This is a genomic window from Bradyrhizobium sp. Bra78, assembly GCF_024519855.1.
Classification (GTDB): Bacteria; Pseudomonadota; Alphaproteobacteria; order Rhizobiales; family Xanthobacteraceae; genus Bradyrhizobium; species Bradyrhizobium japonicum_G.
Genome location: NZ_JALJRE010000014.1, coordinates 74831 through 92595 on the forward strand (window position 1 = coordinate 74831; position 17765 = coordinate 92595).

The following is a 17765-nucleotide window of genomic DNA, read 5'->3' on the forward strand; positions in this document are numbered from 1 at the left end:
GCGAGGAAAACACGCGGTAGTGACACACGCCCCTACGGCGCCAGATATCGCAGCAGTTCCGGATTGCCTCGCACCTGGCCCGCTTCCCCCTGCAGCGCGACGCGGCCGCGGTCCAGCACATAGGCATAGTCCGCAACACGCAGCGCGAGATCGAGATGCTGCTCGACGATGATCACCGCAATGTTCTTCGCGAGCTCGATCAGGCGCTCGGTGATCTCCTCGATGACGCCGATCCAGACGCCCTCCGTCGGCTCGTCCAGCAGCAACAGCTTGGGATCGCCCAGCATGGCGCGGCCGATCGCGAGCATCTTGCGCTCGCCGCCGGAGAGGGTGCCGGCGGGCTGATCGAGACGCTGGCCGAGTTTCGGGAAGATGGTCAGCACGTGGTCGACGGCGTCGGCCTTCTTGCTCGCGAGCGAGCCGACGGCGAGATTGTCGCGCACCGACAGGCGCGCGAACACCGAATGCTCCTGCGGGACGTAGCCGATGCCGGCGCGGACACGCTCTTGGGTCGCGCGGCGGCTGATGTCGCGGCCGTCGAAGGCGACCTCGCCCTTCCACGCCGGCAGCTCGCCGACGATGGTCTTCATCAGCGTGGTCTTGCCGGCACCGTTGCGCCCGAGCACGGCGACGCCGCCGCGCCAGGGAATGCCGAGGTTGACGTCGAACAGGACCTGGCTGCGGCCATAGCCGGCGTCGAGATGCTTGATGTCCAAAAATTCAGGCACGGCGCAGATAAATCTCCTGAACGGCCTTGTTGGCCTGGATCTCCGACACCGTGCCCGACGCCAGCGCCTTGCCCTGGTCGAGCACGGTGAGGCGATCGCAGATGTCGCGGATGAAATCGAGGTCGTGCTCGACGATGACCAGCGAGCAATGCTTTTTGATCGGCTGCAGCAATTCGCCGGTGACGCGGCGCTCCTCCAGGCTCATGCCGCCGGTCGGCTCGTCCAGCAGCAGCAGTTTCGGCTTGCCGGCGAGCGCCATCGCGATCTCCAGCCATTGCTGCTGGCCGTGCGACAGGGCCGCTGCCGCATCGAAGGCGCGATCGGCGAGGCGGAACTGGGTCAGCATGGTCATGACCTGGTCGTGCAGCAGCCTGCGCGTCCGCGAGAACACGAGGTCGACCAGCGAGGACTGCGCCTGCAGCGCGAGCAGGATGTTGTCGTAGAGCGTCAGCGTCGGCAGCACGCTGGTGATCTGGAATTTCAGGCTCATGCCGGCGCGGGCGCGCTCGGTCGGCGTGAACGCGGTGATGTCGGTGTTGATGAAGGAGACCTTGCCCTGGGTCGGCACCTCGGCGCCGGCGATGCACTTCATCAGCGTGCTCTTGCCGGAGCCGTTCGGCCCGATCAGGCCGTGAAACTCGTTCTCGCCGACGGTGAGCGCCGCACCGTCGAGCGCGGTGAGCTTGCCGAAGATCTTCTTGACGTCGGTGGCTTCAAGGAGCGGCATTGCGCTTCTCCTTGTTGGTGTCCCCTGGCTCCGCACCGAAGCTTCCGACCCGCTCGCGCTCGCCGAGCACGAAGCTGATCAGGCCGAGCGGCCGGAACAGGATCACCAGCAGCAGCAGCAAGCCCAGAATGATCGGCCAGATGTCGCGATAATTGTCCGACAGCCAGAAGCTGACACCCTCGACGATGACGGCGCCGATGACGGCGCCGATCAGCGTGCCGGAGCCGCCGAACAGCACATAGAGCACCACTTGCGTCGAAACGACGACGCCGACCATGTTGGGCCAGACGAAGCCCTCGTGGAAGGCATAGAGGCTGCCCGCCATCCCCGCGACGGCGCCGCCGATCGCGAAGATGATCGCTTTCAGATGCTGCGCCTTGTAGCCGAAGAAGGCGATGCGCTGCTCGTTCTCGCGCAGGCCCGCGAGCGCCAGCCCGAATTGCGATCGCACCAGGAAACGGCAGAGCAGGTAGACCACGACGAGGATGCCGAGCACGAGATAGTAGAACGCCGGTCCTTCCGTGAACTCGTAGCCGCCGAGCGTCATCGGCGCGATCGAGGGGATGCCGTTCTGGCCGCCGAGATAATACCAGCCGCGGGCGAGCCGATCGGCGGCATAGGAGCCAGTCAAGGTACCCAGCGAGACGAAGATCACGCTGGAGGGATGCCGGCCCAGCAGCAGGAAGCCGCCGAGCAAGAGCGCGAAGGTGAGACCGATGATCGTGCCCGCCGGCAGCACCAGGAAAATGTTGGTGATGTCGAGGTCGCGCGCGAGCAGCGCCACGCCATAGCCGGCCGAGCCGAAAAACAAGGCCTGGCCGAAGCTCATGATGCCGGCATAGCCCCAGACCAGGTCGAACGACAGCGCGAACAACGCCAGGATGATCACGCGAGTCGCAAACACCGTGAGATAGTCCTGCAGCACCAGCGGCGCGAGCAGCGCAGCGACAAGCACGACGCCCTCCACGATCGGCAGGATTTTTCGCCCCGAACCGGCTCGCTCTGCTGATCCGTGTTCAACCATGACGACGTTCTGCTCCCCGCCGATCTCGGCGGGGACGGCCTGATTCACTACGCCCATCGCTTTCGGCATTCGACTCTAGCATTCCTTGGGATCGACGAGGCCGTCGCTGCGGCCGACGATCTCGTAGTTCCCGCCCTTGGCGACCGCGGTGTACATTTTCATCTTGCAGTGCCGCTTGCCCGGCACCATCTCGGCGGGTCCGCCCGGGCCTTCGGCGATCTTGGCGTGGTCGAGCGCGGCGGCAACCGACTCGCGATCGATCTTGCCGGCCTCCTTGACGGCGGCTTCCCACAGCTTGAGGCCGCGGTAAGTGCCGGTCGCAGCACTGCCGGCGGCGAACAGGAAGTTGCCGGGGAAATCCTTTTCGTAGGCCGCCTGGATTTTCGCGTCGAACGGGTTCTCCTTGGTCAGCACCTTGAAATAGTCGAGGCAGCTGGCGAGGCCCTCGATCTCGGCGGCTTGGTTGATGTTGAGCGTGTTCTCGTCATAGTAGACGCAGGCGAGCCGACCGCCGTTCTTGAGGAAGCCCGCTTCATAGAGCTGCTTGAAGAACGGGCCGACACCGGGCGGAATGACGGTGTTGAAGACGACGTCGACCTTGTTGGAGATGATGCGGTTGACGGTGGAGGAGAAGTCGACCTGGTCGAGCGGGTAGTATTCCTCGAACACGACTTCGCCGCCGTTCGCCTCGATCACCTTGCGGGCGTAGACGTTGAGCGTGTGCGGCCAGACGTAATTGGCGCTCGGCAGCGCGAACTTCTTGCCGCCGTTCTTGATCAGCCACGGGATGAATTCGTCGCATTGCTGCGCCGGCGTCGGACCGGTGCAGAACAGATAGGGCGTGCACTCCTTGCCCTCGTAGAGTTGCGGATAGATGTAGAGCGTCTTGCCGCGCGCCACGATCGGGTCCTTGATGGCGTTGCGCATCGACGAGGTGATGCCGCCCAGCACCATGTCGACCTTGTCGCGCTGGATCAGCTTTCGCACGTTGCCGACGGCGACGGATTCGTTCGAGGCGGTGTCCTCGATATAGAGCTCGAGCGGGCGGCCGAGCATGCCGCCGGCGGCGTTGATCTCCTTGATCACCATCTTCGCGACGTTGGCGTCGGCATTGCCGGCGTAGGCGATTGGACCGGTGAGGTCGGTGGCGATGCCGACCTTGATCGGCGCTTCAGCCGCATTGGCCCAGGGCGCCGGGATCACCCAGCTGCCGACGCCGGTCGCGACCGCGCCGGATGCAAAAGCGAAATTAGAAAGAAAGCGGCGGCGTGAAAGCTGCGTACGATCGAACATGTGACTAAACCCCTTTTCCAGCGATGAGGCCCTGCGGGCGGAATTTGATGAAGACGATGGCGAGCACGAAGACGAGGACATCGGCGACGACGGGTGCCATTACCCACGGCAGCGCGGCGCTGAGCGTGCCGATAACGCCGGCGCCTGCGACCGGCCCGATGAAGGAGCCGACGCCGCCGACCATCACTGCGACGAAACCCTGGATCAGGAAGCGCAGGCCGAGATCGGCATAGAGGCTGAACACCGGCACGATCAGCGCGCCGGCAAGGCCGGCGAGCGCGGAGCCGAATGCGAAGGTGGCGCCGTACATCAGGGGCGTGGAAATGCCCGAGGCCCGCGCCAGCGACGGATTTTCGAGCGTGGCGCGCATGCGCAGGCCAAAGTTGGTGCGCGACAGCAGGAGATAGCAACCGGCCATCACAAGCAGCGTGATGACGATGATGGTGAAGCGCCAGGCCGAGATGTGCATGGCGCCGATGTCGATCGAGCCGCCGATCGGCTCGGGCACGGTGAGATAGAAGCCGCCGATCAGGCCGCGCACGGATTCGCGGATGATCAGGCCGAGCGCATAGGTGCCGAGCATGGCCACGATCGGCGCGGCGTAGAATCGCCGGATGATGAGCGCCTCCAGCACGAAGCCGAGCGCGCCGACCACAAACGGCGCCGCGACCATGCCGGCCCAGATCGGCAGGCCCTTGGCGTAGGCGAGATAGGTGATGTAGGCCCCGAGCAGGACGAACTCGCCTTGCGCGAAGTTGAAGATGCCCATCATGCTGGCAATGATCCCGAGCCCCAGCACGATCAGGACGATGATCGCGCCGAAGCTCAGGATCTCGAACGCCGCGACGAACGCGTTAGCCATACCTTGCTGCCCCGTCCGCCTGCATCGATGCCGCGCTCACATCTTTTTCCAGTCGCCGATCTGCTCGAACGCATGCGCGGCGCGATAGATGGTGGATTCCTCGAACATGCGGCCGACCAGCATCAGGCCGACGGGCAGGCCGTCCACCATGCCGCAGGGCAACGACATCGCGGGATGATGGGTGATGTCGAACGGGGCGGTGTTGGCGATCATCTCCAGTGCGCGGGCGACATAGTCCTCGCGGCTGGCGGTCGGCTCCGGCAGCTTGGTCGCCTTCATCGGCGTCGTCGGCAGCAGCAGCAGGTCGTAGTCCTTGAAGGCCTTGTCGTAGGCCGCGGTCAGGCGGCGCGAGATGTTGAGCGCCTTGCCGTAGTAGCGCGGGCCGAAATTGTTGTTGATGTAGGTGCCGAGCAGCAGGAACAGTTTTGTGGTCTCGGATAGCGAATCCGCCTGCCGGCGCCAGCCGCGATGAAAATCCATCAGCGAGGTGGAGTAGAGATCGGAGCGGCTCAGGCCATAGCCGTCGCCATACATCATGGTCTGGGTCATGCCTTCGGTGCCGATCGGGGTCCAGATCGCGGGACCGAGGAGATGCATCGGGATCGAGACGGTCTCGACCGTCGCACCCAGGTCCTTGAAGCGCTTGGCGGCCTCGCGAACGCTTTCGTTGACGGCGGCTTCCGCGGTCGGCTGCTCAAAGCCTTCTTTCAAAATGCCGATCTTCATGCCCTTGACGCCCTGGCCGAGCGCCTTGGTGTACTCCTCGACCTTCGGCGCCTTGATGCGGGGATCATAGCCGTCGTCGCCGGCCAGCACCTCCAGCAGCAGCGCGTTGTCGGCAACGGTTGCCGTCATCGGGCCGGTGTGGTCGACGAAAATCTCGATCGGCATGATGCCGGTGTAGGGCACGAGGCCCCAGGTCGGCTTCATGCCGTAGGTGCCGCAGAACGAGGACGGCATGCGGATCGAGCCGCCCTGGTCGCCGCCGATCGCCATGTCGACCTCCCCGAGCGCGACGACGACGCCAGAGCCCGAGGACGAGCCGCCGGCCGAATAGCCCATCTTGTGAGGGTTATGCACCGCCCCGACCGCGCCGGTGTGGCTGCCGCCGGACATGCAGAAGGATTCGCAATGCACCTTTCCGGCGATCTCGGCGCCGGCATCGAGCATGCGGGTGACGATGGTGGCGTCGAAATCGGGGATGTAGCCTTCCAGCGTCGCCGAGCCGTTCATCATGGGAACGCCGGCGAGCATGATGTTGTCCTTGAGCGCGACGGTCTTGCCCTTGAGCTTGCCGCTGGCGGCGCCCTTCACGGTCGACTTGCGGTACCAGGCGTTGCGCGGGTTCTCCTCCGGCGAGGGCCGATAGCCCGGCGTGCGCGGGTATTTGACCTCCGGAACTTCGTCCGGCATGGCGCCGACCAAATTGTAGGCCTCGATCGAGCCCTGCATCAGGCCGCGGAACGAGGCGACGTCTTCGTCGGTCAGCGCGAGGCCGCACTGCTCGGCGACGCTGCGCAATTGGGCAGGCGTGGGAAGGGCAACTGTCACGGCGCTCTCCTGGAGTTTCTTGATCCCTGGCGTTGGAGCCTCTTGAACGCGCCTGCGGGGCGCGAACCAGTCGGCTTCACGTCGATATTACAGACGGAAATATTTTCCTTTTCAAGTATTATTTCGAGGATCTGCCGTCCGGAGGGACAACTGGCGTTCAGATGGTCCCGATCAGCTTGAAGTCGAGACCGTCCGCCTCGGCGAGGTACATCGGCATCTCGGCGCGGCCATCGCGGATGGTGACGGGACCGCGGCCCGCCGAATAGACGGTGTTGCGCGCCGCCCTCAGCAGCGGGCGAAAGGCCAACGAGCCGGCACGGTTGGCCACAGACTCCAGGAACCGCAGCCCCTCGTAGTTCGACTGGCCGACCGAGCCGACCGGCGGGGCGTGCGGGCCGAACATCGCTTGGTAGCCGCTGAGGAACTCGTCATTGGCCCGCGAAGCCATGCAGTTGAAATAGCCGGAGGCGCAGAACAAATTCTCGGTGTTGTCGGCGCCGATGCCGAGAAGCACGGTCTCGTCCATCGCGCCCGCAAGCCGCAGCGTCGAAGTGGCCAGTCCCGCCTCCGCAAAAGCGCGGTTGAAGGTGATGCTGTCGGTGCCGATCAGCGAGATCAGCACCACGTCCGGCTTGGCGGCGCGGATGCGCGCCAGATGCGGCTCGTGGTTGTCTTCGCCGACTGGGACGAACTCCTCGCCGACGACCAGACCGCCGGCCTCCTTGATGTAGCGCTTCACCGCGCGATGAGACTGCCAGGGCCAGACGTAATCGCTGCCGATCAGATACCAGCGCGCCGCCTTCTTGACGTCCGCGAGCCAGTGAATCGACGGCCGGCTCTGCCAGCGCGGCGTCTCGCCGATCGCCATCACGCCCGGCGTGCGCTCGCCGCCCTCATAGACCGGCGTGTAGATGTAGGGGATGCGGCTGCCGGTGACCTTGCGCAAGGCGACACGGACCGCGCTGATATGAGAGCCCATGATGAGGTCGACCTCGTCGAAGGCGATCGCCTGCTCGGCGCGCCGCACCACCTCATCGATCGGGCCGCCGGAATCGTAGATCGACAGTTCCAGCTCTCGCCCCAGAATGCCGCCGCGCTTGTTGATCTCGGCGACCGCCAGCATCGCGCTGTTGGTCGAGGTCGGGCCCCAGATCCCGGGCGAGCCGGTGAAGGTGAGGAAATTGCCGATCCGGAGCTTGTTGCGCGCGCCGCGGCGCTTCATGAAATGCGCGTCGATCGGAGACAGGTCGAAGTCGGTCGCGACGGGCGACAGATTCCTGAACAGCATGGACGGCGGCAACGCCGGGCCGCCGTGAGCCGGGAAGTTTACCGTCGCGCGCACGCCAACTCCTGTCTGGCACCAGACTTGAAAGCACATTCAGCAGGCGGTCGCGGCATCCGCCCTTTTGTTAGGCAACGATCCTATTGGAAAATATTGAATGTTCAAGGATTGAAGTGCATATAGATGCAGCATTAGTTGCAAGACATTCGCTCATTTGCACCGATACGAAGTCTCAGCCGTGGCCAAACCGCAGAACTCACCTATCACCGAACACCTCGCTTATCTGCTCGCGCAGGCTAACCGGGAAATCAACCGGCAGCTGGAACTGCGCCTGAGCAAGGAAGGCGTTCCCGTCGAGCAATGGCGCATCCTCAAGGTGCTGTCGGACGGCGATGGCCACTCGATGGGCGAGCTCGCGGACGCCGTGCTGCTCAACCATCCGACGCTGACCAAGATGATCGACCGCATGGTCTCCGACACGCTGGTCTATCGCGTGCAGGACCCCAACGACCGCCGCAAGGTGCTGATGTTCATCTCCGACCGCGGCAAGGTGCTGAGCAAGAAGCTCAACTCGCTCGCGGCGGATCAGGAGGAGCACATCCTCGAAAGCTACGGTGACAAGTCGACGAGCGAATTGAAGCGGTTGCTGGAGAGCCTGATCGACAGCTCGAATTGAGTGGGCTTGGCGGGCTCTATCAACGCCTCGTCCCGGACAAGCGGAGCGCAGATCCGGGAGCCATAACCACAGGACGTGGTTGTTTCAAAGATTGGTCGTTGCGATTGTTCGCAGCACGACGGTAGAGAGTGAGGCGCCGACGTCGCGCCTCACACCTGGTCGCTAGGCATACCGCCCGTGGCAGTGCTTGTACTTCTTGCCTGAGCCGCAGGGGCAGTCCTCGTTGCGGCCGATCTTGCCCCAGGATGCCGGGTTCTTTGGATCGCGCAGCGCGGCGTCCGTGGCCTGCGCTCCGAGCGTGACGCTGGCGAGCGCCATTTCGTCCTCGCCCGTGTTGGGGTCGAACTTGTGCGCTTCCATCGGCGGCAGCACCGGGGCTTCCTGCTCCGGCGGGACAATCTCGACCCGCATCAGCTGCGCGGTGACGGCCTCGCGCAAATGAGCGCTCATCTCCTGGAAGAGATTGAAGGCCTCGGTCTTGTACTCCTGCAGCGGATCGCGCTGACCATAGCCGCGCAGGCCGATGACCTGGCGCAGATGGTCGAGCATGATCAGATGCTCGCGCCAGAGATGGTCGAGCGTCTGGAGCAGGATGGTCTTCTCGACGTAACGCATCACGTCGGGACCCCATTGCCCGACCTTGGCCGCCATATGCTCGTCGGCGCGGGTCTCGATGCGCGTGAGCAGCTCCTCGTCGGCGATGCCCTCTTCCTTGGCCCAGTCGTCGACCGGCAGGTCGAGATCGAGCACTCGCTTCAGCTCTTCCTTCAGGCCGGCAACATCCCACTGCTCGGCATAGGCATGCTCGGGCACGTGCTTGGCGACGAGGTCGTCGATGAAGGCATGGCGCATGTCGGTGACGGTCTCGGCGACGCTGTCGTCCTTCATCAGATCGACGCGCTGGTCGAAAATCACCTTGCGCTGGTCGTTCTGGACGTTGTCGAACTTGAGTAGGTTCTTGCGGATGTCGAAGTTGCGGGCCTCGACCTTCTGCTGCGCCTTCTCCAGCGCCTTGTTGATCCAGGGATGGATGATGGCCTCGCCCTCCTGCAGGCCGAGACGCTGCAGCATGCTGTCGAGGCGATCCGAGCCGAAGATGCGCATCAGATCGTCTTCCAGCGACAGGAAGAACTTCGAGCGGCCGGGGTCGCCCTGACGGCCGGAACGGCCGCGGAGCTGGTTGTCGATGCGGCGGGATTCGTGACGCTCGGAGCCGATGATGTAGAGGCCGCCGGGCTTCTTCACGGTCTTGGCGGGCTTGCTGCCCTTCGCCGGTTCGATCTCGACGGTCTCTTCCGCCTTCAGCACGATATCGCGGAAATGCTCGATGTCGGCCTTGATCTGCTCGATCTTCTTGGCCTTCTCGGCCTCGTCCTCGATCCCTGCGGTCTCCTGCTGGATGCGCATCTCGAGCGAGCCACCGAGCTTGATGTCGGTACCGCGGCCGGCCATGTTGGTCGCGATCGTGATCGCGCCGGGGACGCCGGCTTCGGCGACGATGTAGGCTTCCTGCTCGTGGAAGCGCGCGTTCAGGACCGCGAACAGCTTCGCCGGCTTGTTGGCGCGCGCCGCGGCGTACAGCTTCTGCATCGAATTCTCGTTGCCGAAATCGATCTGCCGGTAGCCGTGCTTCTTGAGATATTCGGCGATCACTTCCGACTTCTCGATCGAGGCGGTGCCGACCAGCACCGGCTGCAATCGCGAATTGGCGCGCTCGATCTCGGCCAGGATCGCGGCGTATTTCTCGTTCTGGGTGCGATAGACCTCGTCATCCTCGTCCAGACGGGCGACCGCCAGATTGGTCGGGATTTCCACGACCTCGAGCTTGTAGATGTCGAACAGTTCGTCGGCTTCCGTCAGCGCAGTGCCGGTCATGCCGGCGAGCTTTTCGTACATCCGGAAATAGTTCTGGAAGGTGATCGAGGCCAGCGTCTGGTTTTCCGGCTGGACCTGGACGTGCTCCTTGGCTTCCAGCGCCTGGTGCAGGCCTTCGGAATAGCGCCGGCCGGCCATCATGCGGCCGGTGAACTCGTCGATGATCACGACCTCGTCGTCGCGGACGATGTAATCCTTGTCGCGCGTGAACAGCGTGTGGGCGCGCAGGGCCTGGTTGATGTGGTGCACGACGGAGACGTTCTCGACGTCGTAGAGCGACTCGCCCTTGAGCTGGCCGGCGTCGCGCAGCAGCCCCTCGATCTTCTCCATGCCGGCTTCGGTGAGCGTCACCGTGCGCTGCTTCTCGTCGACCTCGTAGTCGGTCTTGTCGAGCCTGGGCAGGAACGAGTCGATGGTGTTGTAGAAATCCGAGCGATCGTCGAGCGGGCCGGAGATGATCAGCGGCGTGCGCGCTTCGTCGATCAGGATGGAGTCGACCTCGTCGACGATGGCGTAGAAGTGCGGCCGCTGGACCATGTCCTCGAGCCGGTACTTCATGTTGTCGCGCAGATAGTCGAAGCCGTATTCGTTGTTGGTGCCGTAGGTGATGTCGCAGGCATAGGCCATCTTGCGCTCGGCATCGTCGAGACCGTGCACGATCACACCGGTGGTCATGCCGAGGAAGCCGTAGATCTGGCCCATCCAAGCGGAGTCGCGGCGGGCGAGGTAGTCGTTGACGGTAACGACGTGGACGCCCTTGCCGGCGAGTGCGTTGAGGTAGACCGCGAGCGTTGCGACCAGCGTCTTGCCTTCGCCGGTCTTCATCTCGGCGATGTCGCCCTCGTGCAGCACGATGCCGCCGATCAGCTGGACGTCGAAATGGCGCTGGCCGAGCGTGCGCTTGGCCGCCTCGCGCACCGTGGCGAAAGCGGGGACCAGGAGGTCGTCGAGCGTCTTGCCCTCGGCGAGTTGCTGCTTGAACTCGGCGGTGCGGGCCTTGAGCGCCTCGTCGGAGAGTTTCGAGACCTCCGGCTCCAGCGCGTTGATCGCGTTGACGCGGGATTGGTATCCCTTCACCCGCCGGTCGTTGGCGGAGCCGAAAAACTTGCGGGCGAGCGCGCCGATCATGCCTTGTTCCTGTGTTCGCGATTCAACCGCGTTGCAGCCAAGAGGTTGTCACCCGCCTGCCTATCAACTCACCGTGACGCCTGCTGGCGCCAGAGCCCGGACTGCGGGAGGTCATCCGCCATATGGGTGGGAATTGGGCAAGTCTGGGTTCAACGGCCAAAAACGCAGCAAAATAAACGCCATCGCCATGGTCGCGACCGCGCAGAGATATGGCCCGGTCAGGGCCTTGTCAACGGCGGGCGCATTGCGGCCAAATCATCATTTTGACAGACTTTTCGCGTTGCCAAGCCCCCCTGAATTGGGCGAGTGTCCGCCCCGCTCGAGCAGCCCCCTGCTTCAACAAAAGGATTTTCCATGACCACCTCGTTCCCGGTAACCAAAACCGGCCTGCGCTTCGGCCTCGCCACCGCCCTCGTGGGCTGCCTTGCGCTGGCGCTGATCGCGGGTCCCGGCCGGGCTGCCGACGATCCGGTGCTGGCGAAGGTCAATGGCGCTGAAATCAAGAAGAGCGACGTCGCCATGGCCGAGGAGGAACTCGGACCGAGCCTCGCCCAGATGGACCCGGCGACCAAGGACGAGAACGTCCTGTCCTTCCTGATCGACATGAAGATCGTCGGCAAGGCGGCCGAGGACAAGAAGATCGCCGACGGCGAGGAGTTCAAGAAGCGCCTGGCGTTCGCCCGCAACCGCCTCCTAATGGACAGCCTGCTCGCGGGCGAAGGCAAGGCCGCCACCACCCCCGACGCCATGAAGAAGGTCTATGAGGAGGCCTCCAAGCAGATCACCGGCGAGCAGGAAGTGCGCGCCCGCCACATCCTGGTCGAGACCGAGGACGAGGCCAAGGCGGTGAAGGCCGAGCTCGACAAGGGCGCTGATTTCGCCGAACTCGCCAAGAAGAAGTCCAAGGATCCGGGCTCGGCCGACGGCGGCGACCTCGGCTTCTTCACCAAGGAGCAGATGGTGCCGGAATTCTCCGCCGTCGCCTTCGCGCTTGAGCCGGGCAAGATCTCCGACCCCGTGAAGTCGCAGTTCGGCTGGCACGTCATCAAGGTCGAGGAAAAGCGCAACCGCAAGGCGCCGGACTTCGAGCAGGTCAAGGCCCAGATCGAGCAGTACGTGACCCGCAAGGCCCAGGCCGATTACGTCGCCAAGCTGCGCGCGGAAGCCAAGGTCGAGCGCATGGACCAGGCCGACGCGTCCAAGGACGCCAAGCCGGCCGACGCGGCCAAGCCTTCCGATGCCAAGCCTTCCGATGCGAAGCCTTCCGATGCGAAGCCGTCCGACAGCAAGATGGCGCCGCCGGCGAAGAAGTAAGAATTCGCTGTCACTTCACGGACGCCAATAGTATCTAACGTCGCAATGGCCGGGCAGAAAGTGCGAAGCACGTCTTCGCACTGGATGTCCCGGCCATCTGCATATCCAGACCTCACCAAGGCGCCCCGCGATGTCCTCCTCCGTCTCCCCCCTCGCCCCGAAAAACGTTCCCGACATGCCCGTGATCGCGGGCGTCCGTCTCGCGACGGCCGAGGCCGGCATCCGCTACAAGAGCCGCACCGACGTGCTGCTGGCGGTGATGGACAAGGGCACCGCGGTCGCCGGCGTCTTCACCAAGTCGAAATGCCCCTCCGCCCCGGTGGAATGGTGCCGCGCCAAGCTGAAGGGCGGCAAGGCGCGCGCCCTCGTCGTCAATTCGGGCAACGCCAATGCCTTCACCGGCAAGACCGGCCGCAGCTCCACCGCACTGACAGCGAAGATCGCAGCCAAGGCCGTCGGTTGCAGCGAAAGCGAGATCTTTCTCGCCTCGACCGGCGTGATCGGCGAGCCGCTGGACGCAACCAAGTTCGACGGCGTGCTCGGCCGCCTCGCCGAGACTGCCGAGGCCGGCGATTATCTCGCTGCTGCCAAGGCGATCATGACCACCGACACCTTCCCGAAGGTCGCGACAGCGACCGTGAAGCTCGGCAAGGCCAGGGTCACCATCAACGGCATGGCCAAGGGCGCCGGCATGATCGCGCCCGATATGGCGACGATGCTGTCCTTCATCTTCACCGACGCGCCGATCGCGCCCGCCGCGCTGCAGGCTTTGCTCAAGAGCGGCGTCGAGGACACGTTCAACGCGGTGACGATCGACGGCGACACCTCGACCTCGGACACGCTGCTGGCCTTCGCCACCGGCGCTGCTGCAGAACACGGCGCGCCGAAGATCAGCCGCGCCAGCGATCCACGCCTGAAAGCCTTCGTCAAAGCCTTCAACCAGGTGCTCGCCAATCTTTCCGAGCAGGTCGCTCGCGACGGCGAAGGGGCGCGCAAGCTGGTCGAGATCACCGTCGAGGGCGCCAAGACCAAGGCCTCTGCGCGCAAGATCGCGATGTCGATCGCCAACTCGCCGCTGGTCAAGACGGCGATTGCCGGCGAGGACGCCAATTGGGGCCGCGTCGTGATGGCGGTCGGCAAGGCCGGCGAGCCGGCCGACCGCGACAAGCTCTCGATCTCCTTCAACGGCATCCGCGTCGCCAAGAGCGGCGCGCGCGATCCCGACTACGACGAGGCGCAGGTGTCTGAGGCGATGAAGGCGCCGGAGATCGCGATCAAGGTCTCGCTCGGCCTCGGCAAGGGCCGCGACCGCGTGCTGACCTGCGACCTCACCAAGGAGTATGTCGCGATCAACGGGGATTACAGGTCGTAAGCGGACGCCGATGGCCGATCTCAAACTCACACTGGTGGTGGCCTGCGCGCTCGTCGACGCCGACAAGCGCGTCCTGATCGCGCAGCGCCCCCCGGGCAAGACGTTGGCCGGCCTCTGGGAATTTCCCGGCGGCAAACTCGAGCCCGGTGAGCGGCCGGAGCAGAGCCTGATCCGCGAGCTCCACGAGGAGCTCGGCATCACCGTCGCCGAGCCGTGCCTGGCGCCGTTGACCTTTGCGAGCTACGGCTACGAGACCTTCCACCTCCTGATGCCGCTCTACATCTGCCGGCGCTGGGAGGGACAGGTCACGCCGCGCGAAGGCCAGACGCTGGCCTGGGTCCGCGCCAACAAGCTGCGCGACTACCCGATGCCGCCGGCGGACATCCCGCTGATCCCGCATTTGATCGATTTGCTGATGTGAGCTGCGACCTCATCCAGAGGAGACCGCGCAGCGGTCGTCTCGAAGGATGGCTGCGGATGAGAGCGGGGCCTGCATGGTTCGCGACGGCGCTGACGCGCCTCCTCACCATGAGGAGCTACGTCTCTCCCGCCTTCTTCACTGCCTCCGCCAGGCTCGCCTTGGCCGATCCCGGCTTCAGCGGCTGCTGCTGGCTCGCGTGGGGGGCCCAGCCGGAGAGCCAGATGATGTCGAACGTGGCACGGATGCGGCCGTCGGCATCGGCAAAGCGTTCGGCATAGATTTCGGCCATGTGCAGCAGCGTCGCGCGCCGGCTCGGTGTGCGGCGGCGTTCGATCAGCACATTGGCCGCGCCCATGCGGCGGAGGTCCTGCATCAGCGCGAACGCGTTGGAATAGCGCACCACGACGCGATCGACGTCGGTGACGGGCAGCGCAAAGCCGGCCCGCTGCAACAACGCGCCGATGTCGCGCAAATCGGCGAAAGGCGCGACGCGCGGCGACACGCCGCCCTCGCATTCGGCTTCCGCCGCGGCAAACGCCTGGCGCAGCTCGGTCAGGCTGTCGCCGCCGATCATCGCGGCGAGCAGCAGTCCGTCCGGCTTCAGCGCGCGGCGCACCTGCGCAAGCACGCCCGGCAGGTCGTTGACGAATTGCAGCGCCAGCGCCGAGACGACGAGGTCGAGGCTCTCGGGGGCGAAGGGCAGCTTCTCCGAACCGGTGACGCCGAGCGCGATCCGTTCGATGGAAGGCACGCGCGCGCGCAAAGCCGCAAGACCTTCGCCGGGTGTCCAGAGATCGGCCGCCGCGTGAAACTCGCGCATCACCGCCGCGAGCCGGTCGGACATGTCCTCGGCGACCCGATCGAGTAGGAATGTCACCCCGCCCTGCGCCTGCGCGCGCCGCTGCCGCGCATGCAGCAAGGCGCGATCGAACAAAGCGGGCGGGGTCTGCGGGTCTTGGGCCATGCCGCTGGTTACGCCGATCTCGACGGTTCTGGCAATCCGGCGCATGCGGAGCTAGCTTTCGGCCATGGAAGCCGACGCCGCCCCTTCCCGTTCCATCGCCGCCCCCCTGCGTACCGCATGGACGGCCGGCCGCCACGTCCTGTCGCGCGCGGCGCGGCTCGCGCTCGACATTGCGCTACCGACCCTGTGCGTATCCTGCCGCGAGCCGGTCGATGGCGAGGGCGTGTGCGCGGCCTGCTGGGCAAAACTGTCGTTCATCGAGCGGCCCTATTGCCCGCGGCTTGGCATCCCTTTCGTTTATGACCCCGGCCCCGACATGCTGTCGATGGAGGCGATCGCGAGCCCGCCCGCTTACCAGCGAGCCCGCGCCGCGGTGCGCTATGACGATGTCGCCCGCACATTGGTGCATGCGCTCAAATACCAGGACCGCACCGATCTGGCGCCCGCGATGGGCCGCTGGATGGCGCGCGCGGGCGGCGAGCTGCTCGCCGGGGCCAACATGCTGGTGCCGGTTCCCCTGCATTGGCGGCGGGCCTGGCGGCGCCGCTACAACCAGTCCGGCGCGCTGGCGCGAATCATCGAACGGCAGAGCGGAGTGAGGTTGCGGGGTGAGGTGCTGCGCCGGGTGCGCGCCACCGAGCAGCAAATCGGCCTGTCGCGGGCCCAGCGCGCCACAAATGTGCAGGGAGCATTCCAGGTATCTCCCGACCGTCAGGCTGAGGTACAGGGCCGCCGCATCATCCTGATCGACGACGTCCTGACGTCAGGGGCGACGCTGGACGCCTGCGCCCGTGCCTTGCTGCGCGCCAAAGCGGCCCAGGTGGACGTGCTGGTCTTTGCCCGGGTTGTGGAGGTCAGGTGAAGTCCCATATAATTCAATGAATTTCATGACATGAGAGCGCCAGGCGACATGACCGCTGCTGTCGAGATCTACACCAGGCCGGGCTGCGGCTATTGTTCCGCCGCCCGGTCACTGCTGACCCGCAAGAAGGCGACCTTCACGGAATTCGATGTCGCCAAGAACCCGGACTGGCGCCAGCAGATGTACGATCGCGCCGGCGACGGGGCGACCTTCCCGCAGATCTGGATCGGCGGAACCCATGTTGGCGGCTGCGACGAGCTCTATGCACTCGACCGCGAGGGCAAGCTCGACGGCATGCTCGAAAACGTCAAGGCGGAGTCATGAGCGACAACAGGACCTTCACCGCCGCGATGGTGCAGATGCGCACCGGCCTGATGCCGGAGCCGAGCCTCGCGCAGGCTACCCGGCTGATCCGGCAGGCTGCGGCCAACGGCGCCGACTACGTGCAGACGCCCGAAGTCAGCAACATGATGCAGCTGAACCGCAAGGCGTTGTTCGAGCACCTCCAGAGCGAAGAGGACGACAAGTCGCTCGAGGCCTATCGCGCGCTCGCGGCCGAGCTGAAGATCCACATCCATGTCGGCTCGCTGGCGCTGCGCTTCTCGGAAGAGAAGGCGGTGAACCGCTCCTTCCTGATCGGACCCGAGGGCAATGTGCTCGCGAGCTACGACAAGATCCACATGTTCGACATCGAGCTGCCGGACGGCGAGAGCTATCGCGAATCCGCCAATTACCAGCCGGGCGAGACGGCCGTGATCTCCGACCTGCCCTGGGGCCGGGTCGGGCTGACGATCTGCTACGATGTGCGCTTCCCCGCGCTCTACCGCGCGCTGGCCGAAAGCGGCGCGTCCTTCATCACCGTGCCCTCGGCCTTCACCCGCAAGACCGGCGAAGCGCATTGGCACATCCTGCTGCGCGCCCGCGCCATCGAGACCGGCTGCTTCGTGTTCGCTGCGGCGCAGGCAGGCACCCACGAGAACAAGCGTGAGACCTACGGCCATTCGCTGATCATTGATCCCTGGGGCGAGATCCTCGCGGAGGGCGATGTCGAGCCCGGCATCATCATGGCCAGGATCGATCCGGCCAAGGTCGAGACCGCGCGCCGCGCCATCCCCTCGCTCCAGCACGGCCGCCGCTTCGGCGTGGCCGATCCCAAGGCCGGACCGGACCATCTGCACCTCGTGCGGGGATCGGCATGATCCGCTACGCGCTTCACTGCGACCGCAACCACGACTTCGAGAGCTGGTTCCAGAGTTCGTCGGCCTATGATTCGCAGGTGAAGCGCAAGCTGGTGACCTGCCCGATCTGCGGTTCGGCCAAGGTCGACAAGGCGATCATGGCCCCGCGCATCGTCGGCAAGAAGGGGCGCGGACCCGCAACGCCGCCGCCCGAGCTCGCCACCACGACCGCGGCGCCCGAGGCTGCGCCATCCGGACCGACCTCGCTGATGATGGCGCAGGAGCGCGAGCTGCGCGCCAAGCTGAAAGAGCTGCGCGATCACATCGTGAAAAACGCCGACAATGTCGGCGAGCGCTTCGCCAACGAAGCCCGCGCGATGCATTACGGCGACAAGGAGCACCGCCCGATCTATGGCGAGGCCTCGCCGGATGAGGCCAAGTCGCTGATCGACGAAGGCATCGAGGTCTCGCCGCTCCCGACGCTGCCGGAAGACCGGAACTGACGCGC

At 65.1% G+C, this 17765-nt stretch carries 17 protein-coding genes; 8 read left to right on the plus strand and 9 right to left on the minus strand.

Features of this window, described 5'->3' with window-relative positions; genetic code table 11:
* Positions 1 to 32 precede the first annotated feature (32 nt).
* The 7 genes from OC450_RS27350 to OC450_RS27380 all read right to left on the minus strand — a co-directional run bounded on the left by OC450_RS27350 (position 33) and on the right by OC450_RS27380 (position 7527).
* Positions 33 to 728: an ABC transporter ATP-binding protein gene (locus OC450_RS27350; RefSeq protein ID WP_211386136.1), complete on the minus strand. Its 696-nt coding sequence runs from the start codon at positions 726 to 728 to the stop codon at positions 33 to 35.
* Positions 721 to 1455, minus strand: a complete 735-nt coding sequence (locus OC450_RS27355) for an ABC transporter ATP-binding protein (RefSeq protein ID WP_262049004.1) — start codon at positions 1453 to 1455, stop codon at positions 721 to 723. Before OC450_RS27355 ends, OC450_RS27350 begins: the two co-directional genes overlap by 8 nt.
* Positions 1442 to 2548, minus strand: a complete 1107-nt coding sequence (locus OC450_RS27360; RefSeq protein ID WP_211386134.1) for a branched-chain amino acid ABC transporter permease — start codon at positions 2546 to 2548, stop codon at positions 1442 to 1444. Before OC450_RS27360 ends, OC450_RS27355 begins: the two co-directional genes overlap by 14 nt.
* A 6-nt stretch (positions 2549 to 2554) precedes the next feature.
* The gene (locus OC450_RS27365) at positions 2555 to 3772 is read right to left on the minus strand and encodes a substrate-binding protein (protein ID WP_211386133.1); all 1218 of its coding nucleotides are present in this window, start codon (positions 3770 to 3772) and stop codon (positions 2555 to 2557) included.
* Positions 3773 to 3776: 4 nt separating this feature from the next.
* Positions 3777 to 4634, minus strand: coding sequence for a branched-chain amino acid ABC transporter permease (locus tag OC450_RS27370; RefSeq protein WP_028141883.1), 858 nt, complete (start codon positions 4632 to 4634; stop codon positions 3777 to 3779).
* A gap of 36 nt (positions 4635 to 4670) precedes the next feature.
* Positions 4671 to 6185 (minus strand): amidase, encoded by a 1515-nt coding sequence (locus OC450_RS27375; RefSeq protein ID WP_256805464.1) that lies wholly within the window; start codon positions 6183 to 6185, stop codon positions 4671 to 4673.
* Positions 6186 to 6342: 157 nt separating this feature from the next.
* A complete protein-coding gene (locus OC450_RS27380) occupies positions 6343 to 7527 on the minus strand; it encodes a substrate-binding domain-containing protein (RefSeq protein WP_211386131.1) in 1185 nt (394 codons plus the stop codon).
* A 178-nt stretch (positions 7528 to 7705) separates the two neighbouring features.
* Here OC450_RS27380 and OC450_RS27385 point away from each other — a divergent pair, with 178 nt between their 5' ends.
* The gene (locus tag OC450_RS27385; protein ID WP_211386130.1) at positions 7706 to 8143 is read left to right on the plus strand and encodes a MarR family winged helix-turn-helix transcriptional regulator; all 438 of its coding nucleotides are present in this window, start codon (positions 7706 to 7708) and stop codon (positions 8141 to 8143) included.
* Between the two features lie 162 nt (positions 8144 to 8305).
* On the opposite strand, the gene secA is transcribed toward OC450_RS27385, so the two are convergent.
* Positions 8306 to 11146, minus strand: a complete 2841-nt coding sequence (gene secA, locus OC450_RS27390) for a preprotein translocase subunit SecA (protein ID WP_262049005.1) — start codon at positions 11144 to 11146, stop codon at positions 8306 to 8308.
* A gap of 354 nt (positions 11147 to 11500) precedes the next feature.
* Between secA and OC450_RS27395 the strand changes: the two genes are divergently transcribed.
* The 3 genes from OC450_RS27395 (at position 11501) to OC450_RS27405 (ending at position 14253) form a co-directional block, all read left to right on the plus strand.
* On the plus strand, positions 11501 to 12460 hold the full coding sequence (locus OC450_RS27395) for a peptidylprolyl isomerase (protein ID WP_211386128.1): 960 nt from the start codon (positions 11501 to 11503) through the stop codon (positions 12458 to 12460).
* A gap of 130 nt (positions 12461 to 12590) precedes the next feature.
* Positions 12591 to 13832, plus strand: coding sequence for a bifunctional glutamate N-acetyltransferase/amino-acid acetyltransferase ArgJ (gene argJ, locus OC450_RS27400; RefSeq protein WP_256805462.1), 1242 nt, complete (start codon positions 12591 to 12593; stop codon positions 13830 to 13832).
* A 10-nt stretch (positions 13833 to 13842) separates the two neighbouring features.
* Positions 13843 to 14253, plus strand: coding sequence for a (deoxy)nucleoside triphosphate pyrophosphohydrolase (locus tag OC450_RS27405; RefSeq protein ID WP_262049006.1), 411 nt, complete (start codon positions 13843 to 13845; stop codon positions 14251 to 14253).
* Positions 14254 to 14368: 115 nt separating this feature from the next.
* Here the strand turns inward: OC450_RS27405 and OC450_RS27410 are convergent, their stop codons facing one another.
* Positions 14369 to 15262: a class I SAM-dependent methyltransferase gene (locus tag OC450_RS27410; protein WP_262049007.1), complete on the minus strand. Its 894-nt coding sequence runs from the start codon at positions 15260 to 15262 to the stop codon at positions 14369 to 14371.
* 19 nt (positions 15263 to 15281) lie between these two features.
* Here OC450_RS27410 and OC450_RS27415 point away from each other — a divergent pair, with 19 nt between their 5' ends.
* Genes OC450_RS27415 through OC450_RS27430 form a run of 4 tightly spaced genes read left to right on the plus strand, consistent with a single transcriptional unit; the run spans position 15282 to position 17760 of the window.
* Positions 15282 to 16079, plus strand: coding sequence for a ComF family protein (locus OC450_RS27415; protein ID WP_262049008.1), 798 nt, complete (start codon positions 15282 to 15284; stop codon positions 16077 to 16079).
* 48 nt (positions 16080 to 16127) lie between these two features.
* Positions 16128 to 16403 carry a glutaredoxin 3 gene (gene grxC, locus OC450_RS27420; protein ID WP_211386124.1) on the plus strand — a complete coding sequence of 92 codons (276 nt, stop codon included), beginning with the start codon at positions 16128 to 16130 and terminating at the stop codon, positions 16401 to 16403.
* Positions 16400 to 17278: a carbon-nitrogen hydrolase family protein gene (locus OC450_RS27425; protein ID WP_211386123.1), complete on the plus strand. Its 879-nt coding sequence runs from the start codon at positions 16400 to 16402 to the stop codon at positions 17276 to 17278. The genes grxC and OC450_RS27425 overlap by 4 nt, the downstream gene beginning before the upstream one ends.
* A complete protein-coding gene (locus OC450_RS27430; protein ID WP_211386122.1) occupies positions 17275 to 17760 on the plus strand; it encodes a DUF1178 family protein in 486 nt (161 codons plus the stop codon). The genes OC450_RS27425 and OC450_RS27430 overlap by 4 nt, the downstream gene beginning before the upstream one ends.
* Positions 17761 to 17765: the final 5 nt, after the last annotated feature.

What these genes read in the sequence shown, in the direction of transcription:
- OC450_RS27355 (WP_262049004.1), bottom strand. Translation starts at nt 1,455, where the DNA reads ATGCCGCTCCTTGAAGCCACCGACGTCAAGAAGATCTTCGGCAAGCTC.
- OC450_RS27360 (WP_211386134.1), bottom strand. Translation starts at nt 2,548, where the DNA reads ATGCCGAAAGCGATGGGCGTAGTGAATCAGGCCGTCCCCGCCGAGATC.
- OC450_RS27365 (WP_211386133.1), bottom strand. Translation starts at nt 3,772, where the DNA reads ATGTTCGATCGTACGCAGCTTTCACGCCGCCGCTTTCTTTCTAATTTC.
- OC450_RS27370 (WP_028141883.1), bottom strand. Translation starts at nt 4,634, where the DNA reads ATGGCTAACGCGTTCGTCGCGGCGTTCGAGATCCTGAGCTTCGGCGCG.
- secA (WP_262049005.1), bottom strand. Translation starts at nt 11,146, where the DNA reads ATGATCGGCGCGCTCGCCCGCAAGTTTTTCGGCTCCGCCAACGACCGG.
- OC450_RS27395 (WP_211386128.1), top strand. Translation starts at nt 11,501, where the DNA reads ATGACCACCTCGTTCCCGGTAACCAAAACCGGCCTGCGCTTCGGCCTC.
- argJ (WP_256805462.1), top strand. Translation starts at nt 12,591, where the DNA reads ATGTCCTCCTCCGTCTCCCCCCTCGCCCCGAAAAACGTTCCCGACATG.
- OC450_RS27405 (WP_262049006.1), top strand. Translation starts at nt 13,843, where the DNA reads ATGGCCGATCTCAAACTCACACTGGTGGTGGCCTGCGCGCTCGTCGAC.
- OC450_RS27410 (WP_262049007.1), bottom strand. Translation starts at nt 15,262, where the DNA reads ATGCGCCGGATTGCCAGAACCGTCGAGATCGGCGTAACCAGCGGCATG.
- OC450_RS27415 (WP_262049008.1), top strand. Translation starts at nt 15,282, where the DNA reads ATGGAAGCCGACGCCGCCCCTTCCCGTTCCATCGCCGCCCCCCTGCGT.
- grxC (WP_211386124.1), top strand. Translation starts at nt 16,128, where the DNA reads ATGACCGCTGCTGTCGAGATCTACACCAGGCCGGGCTGCGGCTATTGT.
- OC450_RS27425 (WP_211386123.1), top strand. Translation starts at nt 16,400, where the DNA reads ATGAGCGACAACAGGACCTTCACCGCCGCGATGGTGCAGATGCGCACC.
- OC450_RS27430 (WP_211386122.1), top strand. Translation starts at nt 17,275, where the DNA reads ATGATCCGCTACGCGCTTCACTGCGACCGCAACCACGACTTCGAGAGC.